This is a genomic window from Bradyrhizobium sp. CCBAU 45384, assembly GCF_028128665.1.
GTDB classification, from domain to species: Bacteria; Pseudomonadota; Alphaproteobacteria; order Rhizobiales; family Xanthobacteraceae; genus Bradyrhizobium; species Bradyrhizobium manausense.
In genome coordinates, this window is record NZ_LBIZ01000120.1 from 44,953 (window position 1) to 62,872 (window position 17,920).

A 17,920-nucleotide genomic window follows, 5' to 3' on the forward strand; every position below is an offset into this window, starting at 1 on the left:
GGTCCGCTACAACGCCAGGCCCTCGGCCTCGGCAAATTCCGTCAGCTTCTGCCGGATCGAAACGCTGCCGCTAGGTGCATCCAGCAGGGGTCCAAGCATGGCTGCGGCCTTGTTGACGTCGAGGTCGATCACCATCGCCTTGACCGGGCCGAGCGCGGTCGCCGACAGCGACAGCGAGCGGTAGCCCATCGCCAGCAGCGCCAGCGCGCCGATCGGCTTCGAGGCCATCTCGCCGCAGAGCGACAGCGATTTCTTCGCGGCCAGCGTTTTTTGCGCGATGTCGCGCAGCGCGCGCAGGATCGGCGTCGACATGGTGTCGAAGCGCTCGGAGACCTTGGCATTGCCGCGGTCGACCGCGAACAGGAACTGGAACAGATCGTTGGAGCCGACCGAGATGAAGTCGACCTTCTTCAGGAGTTCGTCGAGCTGGTAGAGCAGGGCGGGCACCTCGACCATGGTGCCGATGTCGATGCGCTCCGGCAGGGTGTGGCCATGCTGGCGCAAATAAGTCAGCTCGCGCTCGACCAGCGCCTTCGCCGAATCGAATTCGGCGACCTCCGTGATCATCGGGAACATGATCCGCAGTGCGCGGCCGCCGCCGGCGCGGAGCAACGCGCGGATCTGGCCGCGTAAGAGGCCGGGACGGTCCAGTCCGAGCCGGATCGCGCGCCAGCCGAGCGCGGGATTCTCCTCGATCACCGTCTCCATATAGGGCAGCGCCTTGTCGCCGCCGATGTCGAGGGTGCGGAAGGTGACGGGCTTGGGGCCTGCGGCGTCCAGCACGGCGCGGTAGAGCGCGAGCTGGTCGCTGGTGCGCGGCAGGCTCTGTCCCACCATGAATTGCAGCTCGGTGCGGAACAGGCCGATGCCGGCGCTGCCGGTGTCGTCGATATGCGGCAGGTCGATGGCAAGGCCCGCATTGATCAGGAGCTCGACCTTCTCGCCGTCCTTGGTGACGCAGGGCCGGTCGCGCAGCGCCAGATATTGCGCCTGGCGGCGGGCACGGAAGCGCACCCGTTCGGCATAGGCTGCTTCGATCTCCTGCGACGGGCGCACATAGATCGCGCCCGAGGTGCCGTCGACGATGATGGCATCGCCTGGATCGGCAATGCCGGGCGCATTCGGCACTTCGCCGACCGCGGGAATGCCGAGCGCGCGGGCCACGATCGAGACGTGGGAGTTGGCGGTGCCTTCCTCCAGCACGATGCCGCGCAGGCGCTTGCGGTCGTAATCGAGCAGTGCCGCCGGGCCCATCGCACGCGCGATGACGATGGCATTGTCGGGCAATTGTTCGCGCGAAGGCGCGTGGTCCTGGCCGACCAGCTGCCGCATCAGGCGGTAGCCGAGGTCTTCCAGGTCATGCAGGCGATCGCGCAGGTATGGATCGGTGGAGCGCAGCATGCGGGCGCGGGTGTCGGATTGGACGCGCTCGACGGCGGCTTCCGCGGTGAGGCCGGTGGCGACCGCCTCGTGGAGCTTGTGCGACCAGCCCTGATCGTTGGCGAACATGCGGTAGGCTTCGAGCACGTCGCGGTGCTCGCCGCCCTCGGCGACATCGCCGCGCTCCAGCATGCGGTCGAGATCCGAGCGCAGCTTGGCCAGCGCGGTGTCGAGCCGCTTGATTTCCTTCGGCAGGTCCTCGGCAATGTAGTCCTTGATGACGACGCGCGGCTCGTGCAGCACGACATGGCCGAGCGCAATGCCTTCCGAGAGGATCGCGCCGGCCTTCTGCGTCGAATGGCGCGCGGCCGGCTCCAGGCCCGGCTGGGCCAGCGCGGACAATTCGCCTGACGCGATCAGCTCCGCCAGCACCATGGCGGTGGTCTGCAGCGCCTCGAGCTCCTCCTCGACATAGGTGCGCTTGGCGCGGTTCTGCACCACCAGCACGCCGAGCGTGTTGCCGGCGCGCAGGATCGGCACGCCGAGGAAGGAGTGATAGATCTCTTCGCCGGTCTCCGGGCGGAACGAGAAGGCCGGATGGCTCTGCGCGTCGTTCAAGTTGAGCGGCGTCGCCTCGCTGGCGACAAGGCCGACCAGGCCCTCATGGGCGCTGAGTACGGTGTGGTGCACGGCCTCGCGGTTGAGGCCTTCGGTGGCGTAGAGCTCGAGGGTGTTGTCAACGCGCAGCACATAGACGGAGCACACCTCGGCCACCATGTTGGCGGCGATCAGCACCACGATCTTGTCCAGCCGCTCCTGGGCCGAGACCTGCTCCGCCATGGTTTCGCGGAGCCGTCTCAACAAGACGCGGGGACCTCCCGACGCGCTCCGCATGAACCGTCAATCTCCTCCGTCTGCCCGGTCCGGCGATATTGGCCGGCGGCTGGCCTAAAATTCCAGAAAAACAATTAAATTGTTTGTCCGGCGCAGGCGCAAACGCAAATCTTCCTGAGATCTTGTGCTTGCGTCGAATCAGCGCCGCCTGAACTGGGACACAGTCTGCGGCAGCCCACCCTGTCCGCCGTATAGCGAATTGAGGCTTGTTTTGCCAAGCAAAACGCCTGCCAAACGCGAAGGTGTGTACACCCCAGCGTTTGCTGCGACCGCTAAGAGAAAATTAGCCTTGGTATGGTCCGGAAAAGTGCGAAGCGGTTTTCCGGCAAGACCATGCGACGGTCGCGCTTCAGGCCTGATCGAGGCCGTAGAGCGTGTGCAGCGTGCGCACCGCAAGCTCGGTATAGGCGGCGTCGATCAAAACCGAGAATTTGATCTCGGAGGTTGTAATGGCCCGGATGTTGATATTCCGTCCTGCGAGGGCCGAAAACGCCTGGGCCGCGACGCCGGCATGGCTGCGCATGCCGCTGCCGATCACCGAGATCTTGGCGACGTCGGTCGCGGTATCCAGCCGTGCATACCCGATCTTGGCCTTGGCGGCGGTAATCGTCTCCTTGGCCCTGACGTGGTCGGCGGCCGGCACCGTGAAGGTCAGGTCGGTGGTCTTGCCGTCTTCAGACACGTTCTGGACGATCATGTCGACGTTGATATTGGCATCCGCGAGCGGGCCGAAGATCGATGCGGCAACGCCAGGCTTGTCCTCGATCTGGCGCACCGAGATCTGGGCCTCGTCCTTCGAAAAGGCGATACCGGTGACGACGTGGTTTTCCATGATCTCCTCCTCGCCGCAGATCAGGGTGCCGGGCGGCTGGTTGGCATGCGGGTCGATATCCTCAGGCTTGTCGAAGCTCGAGCGCACGAAGATCGGCATGTTGTGGACCATGCCGAGTTCCACCGAGCGCACCTGGAGCACCTTGGCGCCCTGGGAGGCCAGTTCCAGCATGTCTTCGAATGCGATCTTGTCGAGCCGCTTGGCCTTCGGCACGATGCGCGGGTCGGTGGTATAGACGCCATCGACGTCGGTGTAGATGTCGCAGCGATCGGCCTTGACGGCGGCGGCAATCGCCACGGCCGAGGTATCGGAGCCGCCACGGCCAAGGGTGGTGATGCGGCCCGTCCTGGGATCGATGCCTTGGAAGCCGGCGATGACAGCGACCTCTTTCCGTTCCTGGAAGCGCTTGATGATCTCGCTGCCGTCGATGTCCTCGATCCGGGCCGAGGCATGAGCATCGCTGGTCTTGATCGGGATCTGCCAGCCCTGCCAGGAGCGGGCCTGGATGCCCATGCTCTGGAGCACGATGGCCAGCAGGCCCGAGGTGACCTGTTCGCCGGAGGCGACGACGGCGTCGTATTCGCGCGCGTCGTGCATCGGCGAGGCCTCGGTGCACCAGGCCACCAGCTCGTTGGTCTTGCCCGACATCGCCGAGACGACCACAGCCACTTCATGGCCGGCGTCGACCTCACGCTTCACATGGCGTGCGACGTTGCGGATACGTTCGATGTTGGCGACGGACGTGCCGCCGAATTTCATCACGAGACGGCTCATGACGACGCGTGCATTCCCTCTTGAGGATCAGTATGGTGACCCGCGCCGGACGGATGCCCTGGGGGATACCGACCGCGCGTATACAGAGGGGCGGGGCCGGGGGCAAGCGGGTTCCTGCACCGGCCAATCCAGGCAATGGGTCATCAGAGGTCATGGCGCGCTATATTGACGAAATCCTGCAGCCCGGCGAGCGGGTGCTGTATTCGACCAATGCGCACTGGATCTTCTACTTCCCGGCCATTCTGGCCTGGATCGTGGCGATCGCCCTGTTCGTGGTCTCTCGCCGGACCGACATCTACGGCGTGATGATCATCTGTCTGTTCGGCTCCGGCCTAGTGGCGCTGGCCGCCCTGTTCTGGACCGTGAAAGGCTGGTTCCATCGCTTCACCACCGAGACCGACGTCACCAATCTCAGGGTTGTGCATAAGACCGGGTTCATCAAGCGTCGCACCTTTGAAATGGCGCTGGATAAGGTCGAGAGTGTTGATGTCGACCAGACGATTCTTGGACGAATTCTCAACTATGGCGACGTGACCATCCGCGGCGTCGGCGAAGGGATCGAGACGATCAAGACCATCGCCGATCCGCTTGCCTTCCGTAGTTCGATCACCACGCGTTAGGACCGCGCGTATCCATGAGCATGCAGCAAGATAGTTCCGCAACTGCCACCGTGCCGCCGGGCTCGACCGTCGACGCCGCCGAGATCGCGAAATTCTCAAAGCTGTCAGCCGAGTGGTGGGACCCCAAAGGCAAGATGGCGCCGCTGCACCGGATCAATCCGCTGCGCCTCGGCTATATCCGGGACGCCGCTTGCCGCAAGTTCGAGCGCAATGTGCGCAGCCTCAACAGCCTCGGTGGCCTGCGTGTGCTCGACATCGGCTGCGGCGCCGGACTGTTGTGCGAGCCGCTGTCGCGCCTGGGCGCACAGGTCATCGGCGTCGACCCGTCGGCCAGCAACATTGCGGCCGCGAAGCTGCATGCCGACAAGAGCCATCTGTCGATCGATTACCGCTGCACCACGGTGGAGGAGATCGATCCGCGCGAGCGCTTCGACATCGTGCTGGCGATGGAGGTGATCGAGCACGTCGTCGACGTCGGCGTTTTTCTCAAGCGCTGCGCCTCGATGCTGAAGCCGAACGGCCTGATGGTGGTGTCCACGCTCAACCGCAATTGGAAGAGCTTTGCGCTCGCCATCGTCGGCGCCGAATACGTGTTGCGCTGGCTGCCGCCCGGCACCCACGAATGGAACAAGTTCGTCACCCCTGACGAACTGACCAAACATCTCCTCGACAACCGCCTCGTCATCACCGAGCAGACCGGCGTCGTCTACTCCCCCTTCGCCGACAAATGGACGCTCTCGTCCGATATGGACGTGAACTACATGGTGGTGGCTGAAGCGATGGTGTGAGGGGGGCTGCTCGTCGTGGCCTAGCTGCTTCCACAAACACTGAGTTTGTGGCGCGAGCATCGCTCCCATGACGTTCGTGTGGTTGACCCATTGAATAGCTGACGGCACGGTGGCCGCAATCCTTTACCTGCATTAGCCACCCGTCCCATGTTCACCGTCACCAGTCTCTGGATTCCCTTCACCGTCATCGCTGCGCTCGGCCAGGTCGCGCGCAATGCGATGCAGCGGTCGCTGACCAAGCCGCTGGGGACATGGGGCGCGACCAATATCCGCTTCCTGTTCGGCTTCCCGTTTTCGCTGCTGTTTCTGGGGCTGGTGCTGGTCGCAACCGGCGATCACATCGGCATGCCGCCATCGATGTTCTGGCCGTGGCTGCTGCTCGGCGCGCTCAGCCAGATCGTCGCGACCGGGTTGATGCTGCTGGCCATGAACGACCGCTCCTTTGTGGTGACGACGGCCTACCTCAAGACCGAAGCGATCCAGACCGCGATCTTCGGCTTCGTCTTCCTCGGCGATCACCTGACGTGGCTGAAGGTGGTGGCGATCGTGATCGCCACTGTCGGCGTCGTCATCACCGCGCTGCGGCCCGGTGGCGAGAAGAGCTTTGCGGAGCTGAAGCCGACCATCACCGGCCTCGTTGCGGCGGCAGCGTTCGCACTCTCGGCGGTCGGCTTCCGCGGCGCCATCATCACCGTACCGAACGTGTCGTTCGTGACGGCGTCGTCGTTCACGCTGGTGCTCGGCCTGTTGGTGCAGACGCTGATCCTGACGATCTATCTGCTCTGGCGCACGCCTGACGTGTTGCGCGGAATTCTCGGCCTATGGCGGCCGTCGATGCTGGCCGGCTTCACGGGCGCCTTCGCCTCGCAATTCTGGTTCCTGGCGTTCGCACTGACGGCCGCTGCCAATGTCCGCACGCTCGCTTTGATCGAGGTGCTGTTCGCGCAAGCCGTCGCCTACTACTCGTTCAAGCAGCCGATCGCGCCGCGCGAGATTGTTGGAATCGTGCTGATCGTGGTGGGCGTGGCGTTGTTGGTTGGGGTGTAACTTGGTGTCATTCCGGGGCGCCCGTAGGGCGAACCCGGAATCTCGATGTTCTCAGCGGCGCAATTGCGCCCCCGTAGTTCGATGCTCTGCATCGCCCCGGAACGACAGCAACCTTCAGTTCCGGTCTTCCGGCAGGGTCGGTAGCGGCGAGACCTCGATGCCCTCGTCGATCAGCGACTTCGCTTCATCAGGCGAAGCCTCGCCGTAGATCGGGCGATGTTCCTTGTCGCCGTAATGCATTGCGCGGGCTTCGTTGGCGAAGCGGTCGCCGACATTGTCGGCGTTCTTCACGATATGGTCGCGCAGCTCCTTCAGCTTGGCGCGCAGCTCGCGCTCCTGCGCCAGCATCAGCGAGGTCGGACCTGACGACGCAGCCTCGGGTGCGGCGGTTGTTGTCGGCTCCGCCGGCGGCGTGGCGCGCCCCTTCTTGCCGACGATGCGCGGCGCCATGATCGCCTTGTCGACCTTGGCCGAGCCGCAGATCGGACAGGTCACCAGCTTGCGCTTGACCTGCGAATCATAGGCCGACGAGCTCTGGAACCAGCTCTCGAACTCGTGGTTACGGTCGCAACGGAGCGCGTAGCGGATCATGCCGATCCTCGCACCAGGTGCAGATGATCCGGCCCGGCCTTGGGATCGGAGACGCCGAACCGGCGGCCGTGCTGGAGCGACGGGATGGCGCGGCGCGCGGTCTCGACCTTGGCCGGGTCGATCTTGGCCATGATGATGCCGGGCTCGACATCGCCCTCGGCGAGGATCTCGCCCCAGGGATCGATGATCAGCGAGTGGCCATAGGTCTCGCGCTTGTTCTCATGGATGCCTGCCTGGGCCGCCGCGAAGATGAAGCAGCCGGTCTCGATCGCGCGCGCACGCAGCAGGATGTGCCAGTGCGCCTCGCCGGTCTTGCGGGTGAAGGCGGAGGGAACGGTGATGAAATGAGCGCCGCTCTCGGCCAATGCGCGGTAGAGCGCGGGGAAGCGCACGTCGTAGCAGATCGTCAAGCCAACACGGCCCCAGGGCAGGTCGGAGATCACGGCGGTCTCGCCCGGCTGGTAATTGGCGGATTCGCGATAGCTCTCGCCGTCCGGCAGCTCGATGTCGAACATGTGGATCTTGTCGTAGCTCGCGAGCACATTGCCCTCGGGCCCGATCAGAAACGAGCGGTTGACCGCCTTTTCGGGCGAGAACCGCAGCGCCAGCGAGCCGACATGGATGTGGATCTTCAGCTCGGCCGCCAATGCGCGATAGGCCTTGAGCGAGGCGTCGTCCTCCTCGCTCTGCAGATGCTCGAACAGCGCCTGGCGGTTCAGCTGCATCATGTTGCTGACTTCGGGCGTCTGCACGTAGTCCGCGCCCTTGGCAGCCGCCTCCCGGATCAGCTTGCTGGCTTGCGCGAGGCTCGGCTCCGGCATCAGGCCGGTGCGCATCTGCACCATGGCGGCGGTGAAGGTCCTGTTCTCACTCATGAGACCGCCTTGACGCTTTCGAGCAGGCCGTCGAGCTTGCCTTCGCGGTCGAGCGCGTAGAGGTCGTCGCAGCCGCCGATATAAGTTCCGCCGATCCAGATCTGCGGGAAGGTCGAGCCCGCGCCGGCGCGGTCGTACATCTCCTCACGCCAGGACGGGTTCTTGGCGACATCGAATTCCGTGAAGCTCGCCTTCTTTCGGGTCAGAAGCGACCTGGCGGCGGAACAATAGCCGCATCCCGGCCTGGTATAGATCTCGACAGCAGCGGTCATGGTATCAAGCGCTCTCATGTCATGAATTTGTTGAATTATATGGGGGTTTACCTGGTCTCGACAACCCGGGCAAAGACCAGCACGTCGACCTGGGCTGCCTTGGCGCGCAGCAAAGCGCGGGCGCAGGCGTCCAGGGTCGCACCCGATGTCAGGACATCGTCGACAAGGACGATGCGTCGGCCCTGGACCTCGGACTGGTGGTCGGGGGATACCTGGAACGCGCCCTGCACATTGGTGGCGCGCTGCGCCCGCGACAGGCCGATCTGCTGCTCGGTGGCGCGCACCCGGCGCAGCACCTCAGCTCTCACCTTCACACCGCTCTGGCGTGCGATGATCTGTGCCAGCGCGCCTGATTGGTTGTAGCGGCGGCGCCAGGCCCGCCGCCAATGCAGGGGCACCGGCACCAGCATGTCGGCGCCGTTGAGCAACTCGCCGCCCGCGCGCGCCATCCAGCGGCCCATGGCCGGCGCGAGATCGGTACGGTCCTGGTATTTCAGCGCATGCACCAGCGTGCGCGCGACATCGTCATAGCGCACCGCCGCGCGTGCCCGCATGTAAGCCGGCGGGCTCGCGATCGCCTCCATCGACAGCATGTCGGGGCCGGGATCATAGACGAAGGGAATGCCGAGCCGTGGGCAATAGGGCCGTTCAATGAACGACAGCCGCGACCAGCACGCTGCGCACACACCCTCGCCATCGACCGGCTCGCGACAGGACACGCACAGCGTCGGCAGCGCAATGTCGAGCGCGAGCTTTGCCGCCCGTGTCAGCACATGGCGGCCAGCCGTCCACGCGGCACGCAAAGGCGCGGCAAGGGAACGGGACGGGGCGGCATCAGCTTCCATGAAAGGAGGCTAGCGTTCCACGGCAATCCGCTCAAGCCACGCTCTCGTGCACCCGGGCGCAGCGCTGAAAGCGCTGCTGCGCGTCCGGGACACGAGAGAGGACATTGCAATGGCCTGTATGATCGGCGTAACCAGCGGCATGGCTCAGACCCCACAGACCCCGCCCGCCTTGTTCGATCGCGCCCTGCTTCATGCGCGGCAGCGGCGTGCGCTGGCGCAGGGTCCCGAGAGCTTCCTGCTCGACCGGGTCGCCGAGGACATGGCCGACCGGCTTGCCGCAGTGATGCGCGAGTTTCATGCCCCGGCCGATCTCTGGACGCCTGGTGCGGGGCTCACAGGGCTGCGCGGACGGTTGCCGTCCATGCAACGGATCGCGCTCGACGCAGCGGGCTCCGAGACATTGCCCGTGCTGCCCGAAAGCCTCGATCTCGTCGTCTCGGCACTCGCGCTGCAATTCGTCAACGATCTCCCTGGCGTGCTCGCGCAGGTTCGCCGCGCGCTGAAGCCGGACGGGCTGCTGCTCGCCGCGATGATCGGCGGCGATAGCCTGACCGAGCTGCGGCAGGCCTTTGCCGCGGCGGAGGCCGAATGCGAAGGCGGGGTCTCCCCGCGCGTGGCGCCGTTCGCCGATTTGCGCGACATCGGCGCGCTGTTGCAGCGAGCGGGCTTTGCGCTGCCGGTCACCGACGTCGATCGTGTCGTGGTGCGTTATGGCGACGCGTTCACGTTGATGCAGGATCTTCGCCGCATGGGCGCGGCCAATGTGCTGATCGAACGGCGGCGCACGCCGAGCCGGCGCGCGACGCTGCTGCGCATGGCCGAAATCTATGCCGAGCGCTTTGCCGATGCCGACGGCCGTATCCGTGCGACCTTCGACATCATCTGGCTGTCCGGCTGGGCGCCACATGCGAGCCAGCAGCAGCCGCTGAAGCCGGGTTCGGCGAAAGCGAGCCTGGCGGAGGCGGTGAAGAAGGCGGGGGAGATTTAAGGCACTTGCACCGTCATTCCGGGGCGGTCCTGCGGACCGAACCCGGAATCTCGAGATTCCGGGTTCGCGCTCTCGCGCGCCCCGGAATGACGATGAGGGCATCGTCACATCAGCAGATCAATCAAATGCGGGATCAGCGGAATGTCCGCCGGCGGCATCGGGTAGTCGCGCAGCTTGTTGGCGCGGACCCAGGCCAGGTTTTGCCCCTCACGCGGTGTGACGATGCCTTCCCAGCGCCGGCAGATATAGAGCGGCATCAGCAGATGAAACGTCTCATAGCCATGGCTCGCAAAAGTCAGCGGCGCCAGGCACGGCTCGGCGACGGTGATGCCGAGCTCCTCGTGGAGCTCGCGGATCAGGCTTTGCTCGGGCCGCTCGCCCGGCTCGAGCTTGCCGCCAGGAAATTCCCACAAGCCCGCGAGCGTCTTGCCTTCCGGGCGTTGCGCGATCAGGACGCGCTTGTCGGCGTCGACGAGCGCGCAGGCCACCACCAGTGTCAGCTTCAGCTCGGCCATGATCCCTAAGACCGGTAATCGCCGTTGATCGCGACATATTCCTTGGTCAGGTCGCAGGTCAGCACGCGGTCGCGGCCCTTGCCGAGGCCGAGCGAGACCCGGATCGCGATCTCCGGCGCCTTCATCGCCTCCGACACTTGCGCTTCGTCGTAGGAGGGATCGCGCGCGCCGCTCTTGGCGACGCGGATGCCATTGAAGGAGATCGACAGTCTGTCGCGATCGGCCGGCTCGCCGGCCTTGCCGACGGCCATCACCACGCGGCCCCAATTGGCGTCCTCGCCGGCGATTGCGGTCTTCACCAGCGGCGAGTTGGCGATCGACATTGCGATCTTGCGGGCGGAAGCCTTGGTCTTGGCGCCCTCGACCGTGATCTCGACCAGCTTGCGCGCGCCTTCGCCGTCGCGGGCGACTTGTTCAGAAAGATTGGCGAGGATCTGGTTGAAGGCCTTGGTGAAGGCCTTCAGGCGCGGATCGCTGGCGCGGCTGATTTTTGGCGCGCCGTGTTCGGCAGCCGCACCCGTCGCGAACGCCAGCAGCGTGTCCGAGGTCGAGGTGTCGCCGTCAATCGTCACCGCATTGAACGTGTCCTCGACGCCGGACTTGAGCAGCGCCTGCAGCGCGGCGGGCGCGATCGGCGCGTCGGTGAAGATGAAGGACAGCATCGTCGCCATATCGGGGGCGATCATGCCGGCGCCCTTGGCCATGCCGTTGATGGTGACCTTGGCCTTGCCGAGCTTCACGGTCGCGGTCGCGACCTTGGGGAAGGTGTCGGTGGTCATGATCGCTTTCGCCGCGGCGAGGTAATCGCCTGGCTCGGCGGTCTCGGCGAGGCGGCCCAGCACGCCGTCGAATTTGGTCGCGTCCAGCGGCTCGCCGATCACGCCGGTCGAAGCCAGGAAAATCTCGCTCTCGCTGCAGCCGACGGCCTTGGCAGCGATCTTCGCGGTCAGCGCCGTGGAGGCCCGGCCGGTCTTGCCGGTGAAGGCGTTGGCATTGCCGGAATTGACGACCAGTGCGCGCGCCTTGCCGCCCTTCAGCTTGGCACGGCACCATTCAACCGGTGCGGACGGGCACTTCGACTTGGTGAAGACGCCGGCGACGGCCGTGCCCTTGTCCATGATGGCAAGCAGCACGTCGGTGCGGTTCTTGTAGCGGATGCCGGCCTCGGCCGTCGCAAGACGGACGCCCGCGATCACGGGCATATCAGGGACATTCTTGGGGGCGAGGGGAGAGACGGAGGAGGACATCGCGGGGGCCTTGGTGAGGTCTGGATATGCAGATGCCCGGCCCCTCTTTGCGGGGGCCGGGCATCAGGTAGGCTTAGATACTCTCCGCGTCACCGAAGTGACAGCAAATTCTTACTTCTTGGCGGGAGGGGCCATCTTGCTGTCGGCCGGCTTGGCATCCTTGGACGCGTCGGCCGCCGGCTGGTCCAGCCGCTCGACCTTGGCTTCGGTGCGGAGCTTGGCGACGTAATCGGCCTGGGCCTTGCGGGTGACGTACTGCTCGATCTGGGGCTTGACCTGGTCGAACTCGGGCGCCTTGCGGTTGCGCTTTTCCTCGACCTTGATGATGTGCCAGCCGAACTGCGACTTGACGGGGTCGGAGATCTTGCCCGGCTCGAGCGTGAAGGCCACGGCCGAGAATTCCGGCACCATCTGTTCCTTGGTGAAGAAGCCGAGGTCGCCGCCGTCGGCAGAGCCCGGGTCCTTGGACTTCTTCTTGGCGAGGTCGGCGAAATCGGCGCCCTTGTCGAGCTCCGCCTTCACCGCCTTGGCCTCGTCCTCGGTCTCGACCAGGATGTGGCGGGCGCGCACTTCCTGCTCGCCGGTGATCTGCTTGGAGGCCTCCTCATAGACCTTCTTCATGGCGTCGTCGGTGGTCGCCGCCTTGCCTTCCTGGGCCAGCAGGCTGTCCATCAGCAGGCGGTTGCGGGCGAACGCCATCCGCTTCTTGAACTCCTCACCGTCGGCGACCTTCTTGTCCTCGGCGGCCTTGGCCACGATCTTCATGTCGATCAGGAACGACAGGACGTTTTCGTCCTTGGTCGCCGGATCCATCTGGGCGAGGCTCGGTCCGAGCTCTTCCTCGGCCATGGTGACGTCGCTCTTCTTGATTTCAGCGCCATTGACCTTGGCCAGGACCGGATCGTCGGCCGCCCGGAGCGGCCCTGCGAACGCCAGGGTCAGCGCCAAGCAGGCTGCCAAGCCGAGGCTGCCAGCCAGGACGGACGCTTGGCGGAAACGCAGGCCGGTGGTTACCGGGAACGAGGTGGTCATGGAAAATCCTTTTGTTGAAGCAGGGGGCTGCTCGAGCGGGGCGGACACTCGCCCAATTCAGGGGGGCTTGGCAACGCGAAAAGTCTGTCAAAATGATGAATTAGCCGCAATGCGCCCGCCGTTGACAAGGCCCTGACCGGGCCATATCTCTGCGCGGTCGCGACCATGGCGATGGCGTTTATTTTGCTGCGTTTTTGGCCGTTGAACCCAGACTAGCCCAATTCCCACCCATATGGCGGATGACCCCCCGCAGTCCGGGCTCTGGTGCCATAAGGCGTCACGGTGAGTTGATAGGCCGGAGGGTGACAACTTCTTAGGCCAACGCGGTTAAATCGCGAACACAGGAACTAGGCATGATCGGCGCGCTCGCCCGCAAGTTTTTCGGTTCCGCCAACGACCGGCGGGTGAAGGGATATCAGTCCCGCGTCAACGCGATCAACGCGCTGGAGCCCGAGCTCATCAAGCTCTCCGACGAGCAGCTCAAGGCCCGCACCGCCGAGTTCAGGAAGCAGCTCGCCGAGGGCAAGACGCTGGACGACCTGCTGGTGCCCGCCTTCGCCACGGTACGTGAGGCTGCCAAGCGCACGCTCGGCCAGCGCCATTTCGACGTTCAGCTGATCGGCGGCATGGTGCTGCACGAGGGCGACATCGCCGAGATGAAGACGGGTGAAGGCAAGACGCTGGTGGCGACGCTCGCCGTCTATCTCAACGCGCTCGCCGGCAAGGGCGTCCACGTCGTCACCGTCAACGATTACCTCGCCCGCCGCGACTCCGGCTGGATGGGCCAGATCTATGGCTTCCTCGGCATGACCACGGGCGTGATCGTCCACGGCCTGGACGATGCCGAGCGCAAGGCCGCCTATGCCTGCGACATCACCTACGGCACCAACAACGAATACGGCTTCGACTATCTTCGCGACAACATGAAGTACCGGCTCGAGGACATGGTCCAGCGGCCGCACTTCTTCGCCATCGTCGACGAAGTCGACTCCATCCTGATCGACGAAGCGCGCACGCCGCTGATCATCTCCGGCCCGCTCGACGACCGCTCCGACTTCTACAACACCATCGACGGCTTCCTGCCCAGGCTCGACAAGACCGACTACGAGGTCGACGAGAAGCAGCGCACCGTGACGCTGACCGAAGGCGGCATGGAGAAGATCGAGACGCTGCTGCGCGATGCCGGCCAGCTCAAGGGCGAGTCGCTCTACGACGTCGAGAACGTCTCCGTCGTGCACCACATCAACCAGGCGCTGCGCGCCCACACGCTGTTCACCCGCGACAAGGACTACATCGTCCGCGACGGCGAGGTCGTGATCATCGACGAGTTCACCGGCCGCATGATGCCGGGCCGGCGCTATTCGGAAGGCCTGCACCAGGCGCTGGAAGCCAAAGAGCACGTCCAGGTTCAGCCCGAGAACCAGACGCTCGCCTCGATCACCTTCCAGAACTATTTCCGCATGTACGAGAAGCTCGCCGGCATGACCGGTACGGCCGCGACCGAAGCGGACGAGCTGTTCGACATCTACAAGCTCGAGGTCGTGGAGATTCCGACCAACCTGCCGGTGGCCCGCCTCGACGAGGACGACGAGGTCTACCGGACCCAGAAGGAAAAATACCAGGCGATCCTCGCCGAGATCGAGCGGGCGAACGCGCGGCTGCAGCCGGTGCTGGTCGGCACCGCGTCGATTGAAAAATCAGAAGTGCTCGCCGAATTCCTCAAGGCCAACGGCTACAAGCAGATCGACTTCGGCAAGGAGAACGCGCTCGACAAGCTCTATGCCGCCGCGCGCGCCGGCAAGCCGGCAAAGCTGTTCGCGGTGCTCAACGCTCGCTTCCACGAGCAGGAAGCCTATATCGTGGCGGAGGCCGGCGTGCCCGGCGCGATCACGATCGCGACCAACATGGCCGGCCGCGGTACCGACATCAAGCTCGGCGGCTCGCTCGAGATGCGCATCCAGCAGGAGACCGCGGGCATCGAGGACGAGGCCGAGAAGGCCAAGAAGATCGAGCAGATCAAGGCCGACATCGCCCATTTCCGCGACATCGTGCTGAAGGCCGAGGAGACCGTCGAGGTCGAGCCGGCCAAGGGTTCAAAGCCTGCCAAGACCGTGAAGAAGCCGGGCGGCCTCTACATCATCGGCTCCGAGCGTCACGAATCCCGCCGCATCGACAACCAGCTCCGCGGCCGTTCCGGCCGTCAGGGCGACCCCGGCCGCTCAAAGTTCTTCCTGTCGCTGGAAGACGATCTGATGCGGATCTTCGGCTCGGACCGCCTCGACAGCATGCTGCAGCGTCTCGGCCTGCAGGAGGGCGAGGCGATCATCCATCCCTGGATCAACAAGGCGCTGGAGAAGGCGCAGCAGAAGGTCGAGGCGCGCAACTTCGACATCCGCAAGAACCTGCTCAAGTTCGACAACGTCCAGAACGACCAGCGTAAGGTGATCTTCGACCAGCGCGTCGACCTGATGAAGGACGACAGCGTCGCCGAGACCGTCAGCGACATGCGTCACGCCTTCATCGAGGATCTCGTCGCCAAGCACGTGCCCGAGCATGCCTATGCCGAGCAGTGGGACGTCGCGGGCCTGAAGGACGAATTGAAGCGCGTGCTCGATCTCGACCTGCCGGTCGACGACTGGGCCAAGGAAGAGGGCATCGCCGACGAGGAACTGCTCAACCGCATCGAGACCAAGGCGGATGAGCACATGGCTGCCAAGGTGGGGCAATGGGGTCCCGACGTGATGCGTTACGTCGAGAAGACCATCCTGCTGCAGACGCTGGACCATCTCTGGCGCGAGCATCTGATCATGCTCGACCATCTGCGCCAGGTCATCGGCCTGCGCGGCTACGGCCAGCGCGATCCGCTGCAGGAATACAAGACCGAGGCCTTCAACCTCTTCCAGGAGATGAGCGCGCATTTGCGCGAGGCCGTCACGGCGCAGCTGATGCGGGTCGAGATCGTGCCGCCGGAGCAGGAAGCCCCCGTGCTGCCCGCGATGGAAGCGCACAAGTTCGATCCGAGCACCGGCGAAGATGAAATGGCCCTCGCCAGCGTCACCCTCGCCCCGCAGCACACCGACGCCGCGCTGCGCGACCCGAAGAATCCCGCCAGCTGGGGCAAGGTCGGCCGCAACGAGGATTGCCCGTGTGGCAGCGGCAAGAAGTTCAAGCACTGCCACGGGCGGTACGCGTAGCGACTGGACGATACTGTCATGCCCCGCGAAGGCGGGGCATCCAGTACGCCGCGGCTTCTCGGCTCAATCACATCAGTCTCTGGAATACTGGATCGCCCGATTAAATCGGGCGATGACACTGTGTGGCGTTCAGGTATTTCCGCGTCGTCTTTAGGTCGGCTGGCTGCATCGCAACTCTCGTGCGTAACCGCCCGCTCAATTCGAGCTGTCGATCAAGCTCTCCAGCAGCCGCTTGAGCTCGCTCGTCGACTTGTCGCCGTAGCTCTCCAGGATGTGCTCTTCCTGGTCCACCGCGAGCGAGTTGAGCTTCTTGCACAGCACCTTGCCGCGATCGGAGATGAACATCAGCACCTTGCGGCGGTCGTTGGGGTCCTGCACGCGATAGACCAGCGTGTCGGAGACCATGCGGTCGATCATCTTGGTCAGCGTCGGATGGTTGAGCAGCACCGCGTCCGCAAGCTCGCCCATCGAGTGGCCATCGCCGTCAGACAGCACTTTCAGGATGCGCCATTGCTCGACGGGAACTCCTTCCTTGCTGAGGCGCAGTTCCAGCTGGCGGTTGATCTCTCGGTTGGCTTGCGCGAGCAGGTAGGCGAGGTGTTCGGTGATGGGAGCGTTCGATTTTGCCACGGCTAAAGACTTCGTCTTGACCCAATTGAGTGAATGTCTTGCAATCAATGCTGCATCTATATGCACTTCAATTGTTGAATATTCAATATTTTCAAAATAGGATGATTGCCCAACAAAAGGGCGGATGCCGCGGCCGCCTGCTCAACGGGCTTTCAGGTCTGGGACCGGACAGGAGTTGGCGTGCACGCGACGGTAAACTTCCCGGCTCACGGCGGTCCGGCGTTGCCGCCGTCCTTGCTGTTCAGGAATCTGTCGTCTTCGGCGGCTGATGGCGCGCTGTCGCCGCGCGATCACGCCCTCTTCAAGCGGCGCGGCGCCAACAAGCTGCGTGTCGGTGGCTTCATCTGCTGCACCGGATCGCCGGGGATCTGGGGCCCCTGCGCAACCAACAGCGCGCAGCTCGCCGTTGCCGAAATCAACAAGCGCGGCGGCATCCTCGGCCGCGAGATCGAGCTTTCCGTTTACGACGCCGGCGGACCGCTGGACGAGGTGCTGACCCGTGCCGAGCAGGCCATCGCCTTCGACGAGCTCGATCTCATCGTCGGCCTGCACACCAGCGCGGTCCGCGTTGCCTTGCGCGACATCACCACGCGGCATCGCATCCCCTATATCTACACGCCGGTCTATGAAGGCGGCGAGCGCACGCCGGGCGTGATGGCGATCGGCGAGACGCCGCGCTGGCAGAGCCGGCCCTCGATTCACTGGCTTGCCGATGTCAAGAAAGCAAAGCGCTGGTACCTGATCGGCAGCGACTACGTCTGGCCCTGGCAGTCGCACCGCGCGGTGAAGAACTACATCAGGGAAACCGGCGGCCACGTCGTCGGCGAGGAGTTCGTTCCCTTGGGCGAGGACAATCACGAGCCGCATCTGGCGCGCATTCGTGCCGCGCGGCCGGACGTGGTCCTGATCTCGCTGATCGGCACCGACAGCAGCACCTTCAACCGCGCCTTCGGCGAATGCGGCCTGGGCGCCACCACGCTGCGGTTCGCGGGCGCCATGGACGACACCGTGCTGCTAGGCATCGGCGCCGACAACAGCGAGAACATGTTCTGCGCCTCCGGCTATTTCACCGGCACCGGCGCGCCTGCCAATGACGACTTCCAGAGCCGCTATCGCGCGATGTTCGGGCCGAACGCGCCGCCGATCGGTTCGGTCGGACAGTCCGGCTACGAGGGCATGCGTTTCCTCGAAGCGGTTGCCAACAAGGCCGGCTCACTGGCGGTGGGGCCGATGCTCAAAGCCGGCCGCAACATCGTCTACAGCGGCGCGCGGGGGACGGTCACCGTTCGCGACGGGCGCGCGCGGATGCCGATGCATCTCGCCGAGGCCGACGGCCTCGATTTCAAGCTGATCAAGCCGATCTGACCCGCGCGGGGCAAGCCGCCGGGGAGGCTCC

Annotated in this window: 16 protein-coding genes; 6 read left to right on the forward strand and 10 right to left on the reverse strand. The window is 64.7% G+C overall.

All coding sequences use genetic code 11. The features are described from left to right. Window positions 1-6: 6 nt before the first annotated feature. Together ptsP and XH80_RS39940 are read right to left on the reverse strand one after the other, a co-directional pair. The gene (gene ptsP / locus XH80_RS39935) at window positions 7-2,274 is read right to left on the reverse strand and encodes a phosphoenolpyruvate--protein phosphotransferase (RefSeq protein WP_220001253.1); all 2,268 of its coding nucleotides are present in this window, start codon (window positions 2,272-2,274) and stop codon (window positions 7-9) included. A gap of 349 nt (window positions 2,275-2,623) precedes the next feature. Then, window positions 2,624-3,880: an aspartate kinase gene (locus XH80_RS39940; protein ID WP_271603369.1), complete on the reverse strand. Its 1,257-nt coding sequence runs from the start codon at window positions 3,878-3,880 to the stop codon at window positions 2,624-2,626. Window positions 3,881-4,032: 152 nt separating this feature from the next. Here XH80_RS39940 and XH80_RS39945 point away from each other — a divergent pair, with 152 nt between their 5' ends. From XH80_RS39945 to XH80_RS39955, 3 genes are all read left to right on the forward strand, one after another. Further along, window positions 4,033-4,500: a PH domain-containing protein gene (locus tag XH80_RS39945; protein WP_057747421.1), complete on the forward strand. Its 468-nt coding sequence runs from the start codon at window positions 4,033-4,035 to the stop codon at window positions 4,498-4,500. A gap of 14 nt (window positions 4,501-4,514) precedes the next feature. Then, window positions 4,515-5,288 (forward strand): bifunctional 2-polyprenyl-6-hydroxyphenol methylase/3-demethylubiquinol 3-O-methyltransferase UbiG, encoded by a 774-nt coding sequence (gene ubiG / locus XH80_RS39950; RefSeq protein WP_271603370.1) that lies wholly within the window; start codon window positions 4,515-4,517, stop codon window positions 5,286-5,288. Window positions 5,289-5,435: 147 nt separating this feature from the next. After that, window positions 5,436-6,335, forward strand: coding sequence for an EamA family transporter (locus XH80_RS39955; RefSeq protein ID WP_271603371.1), 900 nt, complete (start codon window positions 5,436-5,438; stop codon window positions 6,333-6,335). Window positions 6,336-6,449: 114 nt separating this feature from the next. Here the strand turns inward: XH80_RS39955 and XH80_RS39960 are convergent, their stop codons facing one another. Genes XH80_RS39960 through XH80_RS39975 form a run of 4 tightly spaced genes read right to left on the reverse strand, consistent with a single transcriptional unit; the run spans window position 6,450 to window position 8,918 of the window. Continuing rightward, a complete protein-coding gene (locus tag XH80_RS39960) occupies window positions 6,450-6,926 on the reverse strand; it encodes a DUF1178 family protein (RefSeq protein ID WP_271603372.1) in 477 nt (158 codons plus the stop codon). Beyond that, window positions 6,923-7,801, reverse strand: coding sequence for a carbon-nitrogen hydrolase family protein (locus XH80_RS39965; RefSeq protein ID WP_271603373.1), 879 nt, complete (start codon window positions 7,799-7,801; stop codon window positions 6,923-6,925). Before XH80_RS39965 ends, XH80_RS39960 begins: the two co-directional genes overlap by 4 nt. Continuing rightward, complete coding sequence (grxC, locus tag XH80_RS39970; protein WP_271603374.1) at window positions 7,798-8,073, reverse strand: glutaredoxin 3; 276 nt, start codon at window positions 8,071-8,073, stop codon at window positions 7,798-7,800. The genes XH80_RS39965 and grxC overlap by 4 nt, the downstream gene beginning before the upstream one ends. 47 nt (window positions 8,074-8,120) lie before the next feature. Continuing rightward, the gene (locus tag XH80_RS39975) at window positions 8,121-8,918 is read right to left on the reverse strand and encodes a ComF family protein (protein ID WP_271603375.1); all 798 of its coding nucleotides are present in this window, start codon (window positions 8,916-8,918) and stop codon (window positions 8,121-8,123) included. A 118-nt stretch (window positions 8,919-9,036) separates the two neighbouring features. On the opposite strand from XH80_RS39975, the gene XH80_RS39980 reads away from it, so the two are divergent. Next, on the forward strand, window positions 9,037-9,906 hold the full coding sequence (locus XH80_RS39980; RefSeq protein ID WP_271603943.1) for a methyltransferase domain-containing protein: 870 nt from the start codon (window positions 9,037-9,039) through the stop codon (window positions 9,904-9,906). 104 nt (window positions 9,907-10,010) lie between these two features. Here the strand turns inward: XH80_RS39980 and XH80_RS39985 are convergent, their stop codons facing one another. The 3 genes from XH80_RS39985 to XH80_RS39995 all read right to left on the reverse strand — a co-directional run bounded on the left by XH80_RS39985 (window position 10,011) and on the right by XH80_RS39995 (window position 12,700). After that, the gene (locus tag XH80_RS39985; protein ID WP_057747428.1) at window positions 10,011-10,421 is read right to left on the reverse strand and encodes a (deoxy)nucleoside triphosphate pyrophosphohydrolase; all 411 of its coding nucleotides are present in this window, start codon (window positions 10,419-10,421) and stop codon (window positions 10,011-10,013) included. A 5-nt stretch (window positions 10,422-10,426) separates the two neighbouring features. Then, window positions 10,427-11,668 carry a bifunctional glutamate N-acetyltransferase/amino-acid acetyltransferase ArgJ gene (gene argJ / locus XH80_RS39990; protein ID WP_271603376.1) on the reverse strand — a complete coding sequence of 414 codons (1,242 nt, stop codon included), beginning with the start codon at window positions 11,666-11,668 and terminating at the stop codon, window positions 10,427-10,429. Window positions 11,669-11,779: 111 nt separating this feature from the next. Then, window positions 11,780-12,700: a peptidylprolyl isomerase gene (locus XH80_RS39995; protein ID WP_271603377.1), complete on the reverse strand. Its 921-nt coding sequence runs from the start codon at window positions 12,698-12,700 to the stop codon at window positions 11,780-11,782. A 353-nt stretch (window positions 12,701-13,053) separates the two neighbouring features. Here XH80_RS39995 and secA point away from each other — a divergent pair, with 353 nt between their 5' ends. Then, on the forward strand, window positions 13,054-15,894 hold the full coding sequence (secA, locus tag XH80_RS40000; RefSeq protein ID WP_271603378.1) for a preprotein translocase subunit SecA: 2,841 nt from the start codon (window positions 13,054-13,056) through the stop codon (window positions 15,892-15,894). A 195-nt stretch (window positions 15,895-16,089) separates the two neighbouring features. Here the strand turns inward: secA and XH80_RS40005 are convergent, their stop codons facing one another. Continuing rightward, window positions 16,090-16,524 carry a MarR family winged helix-turn-helix transcriptional regulator gene (locus tag XH80_RS40005; RefSeq protein ID WP_057747431.1) on the reverse strand — a complete coding sequence of 145 codons (435 nt, stop codon included), beginning with the start codon at window positions 16,522-16,524 and terminating at the stop codon, window positions 16,090-16,092. A 180-nt stretch (window positions 16,525-16,704) separates the two neighbouring features. On the opposite strand from XH80_RS40005, the gene XH80_RS40010 reads away from it, so the two are divergent. Then, window positions 16,705-17,889, forward strand: coding sequence for a substrate-binding domain-containing protein (locus XH80_RS40010; RefSeq protein ID WP_271603379.1), 1,185 nt, complete (start codon window positions 16,705-16,707; stop codon window positions 17,887-17,889). Window positions 17,890-17,920: the final 31 nt, after the last annotated feature.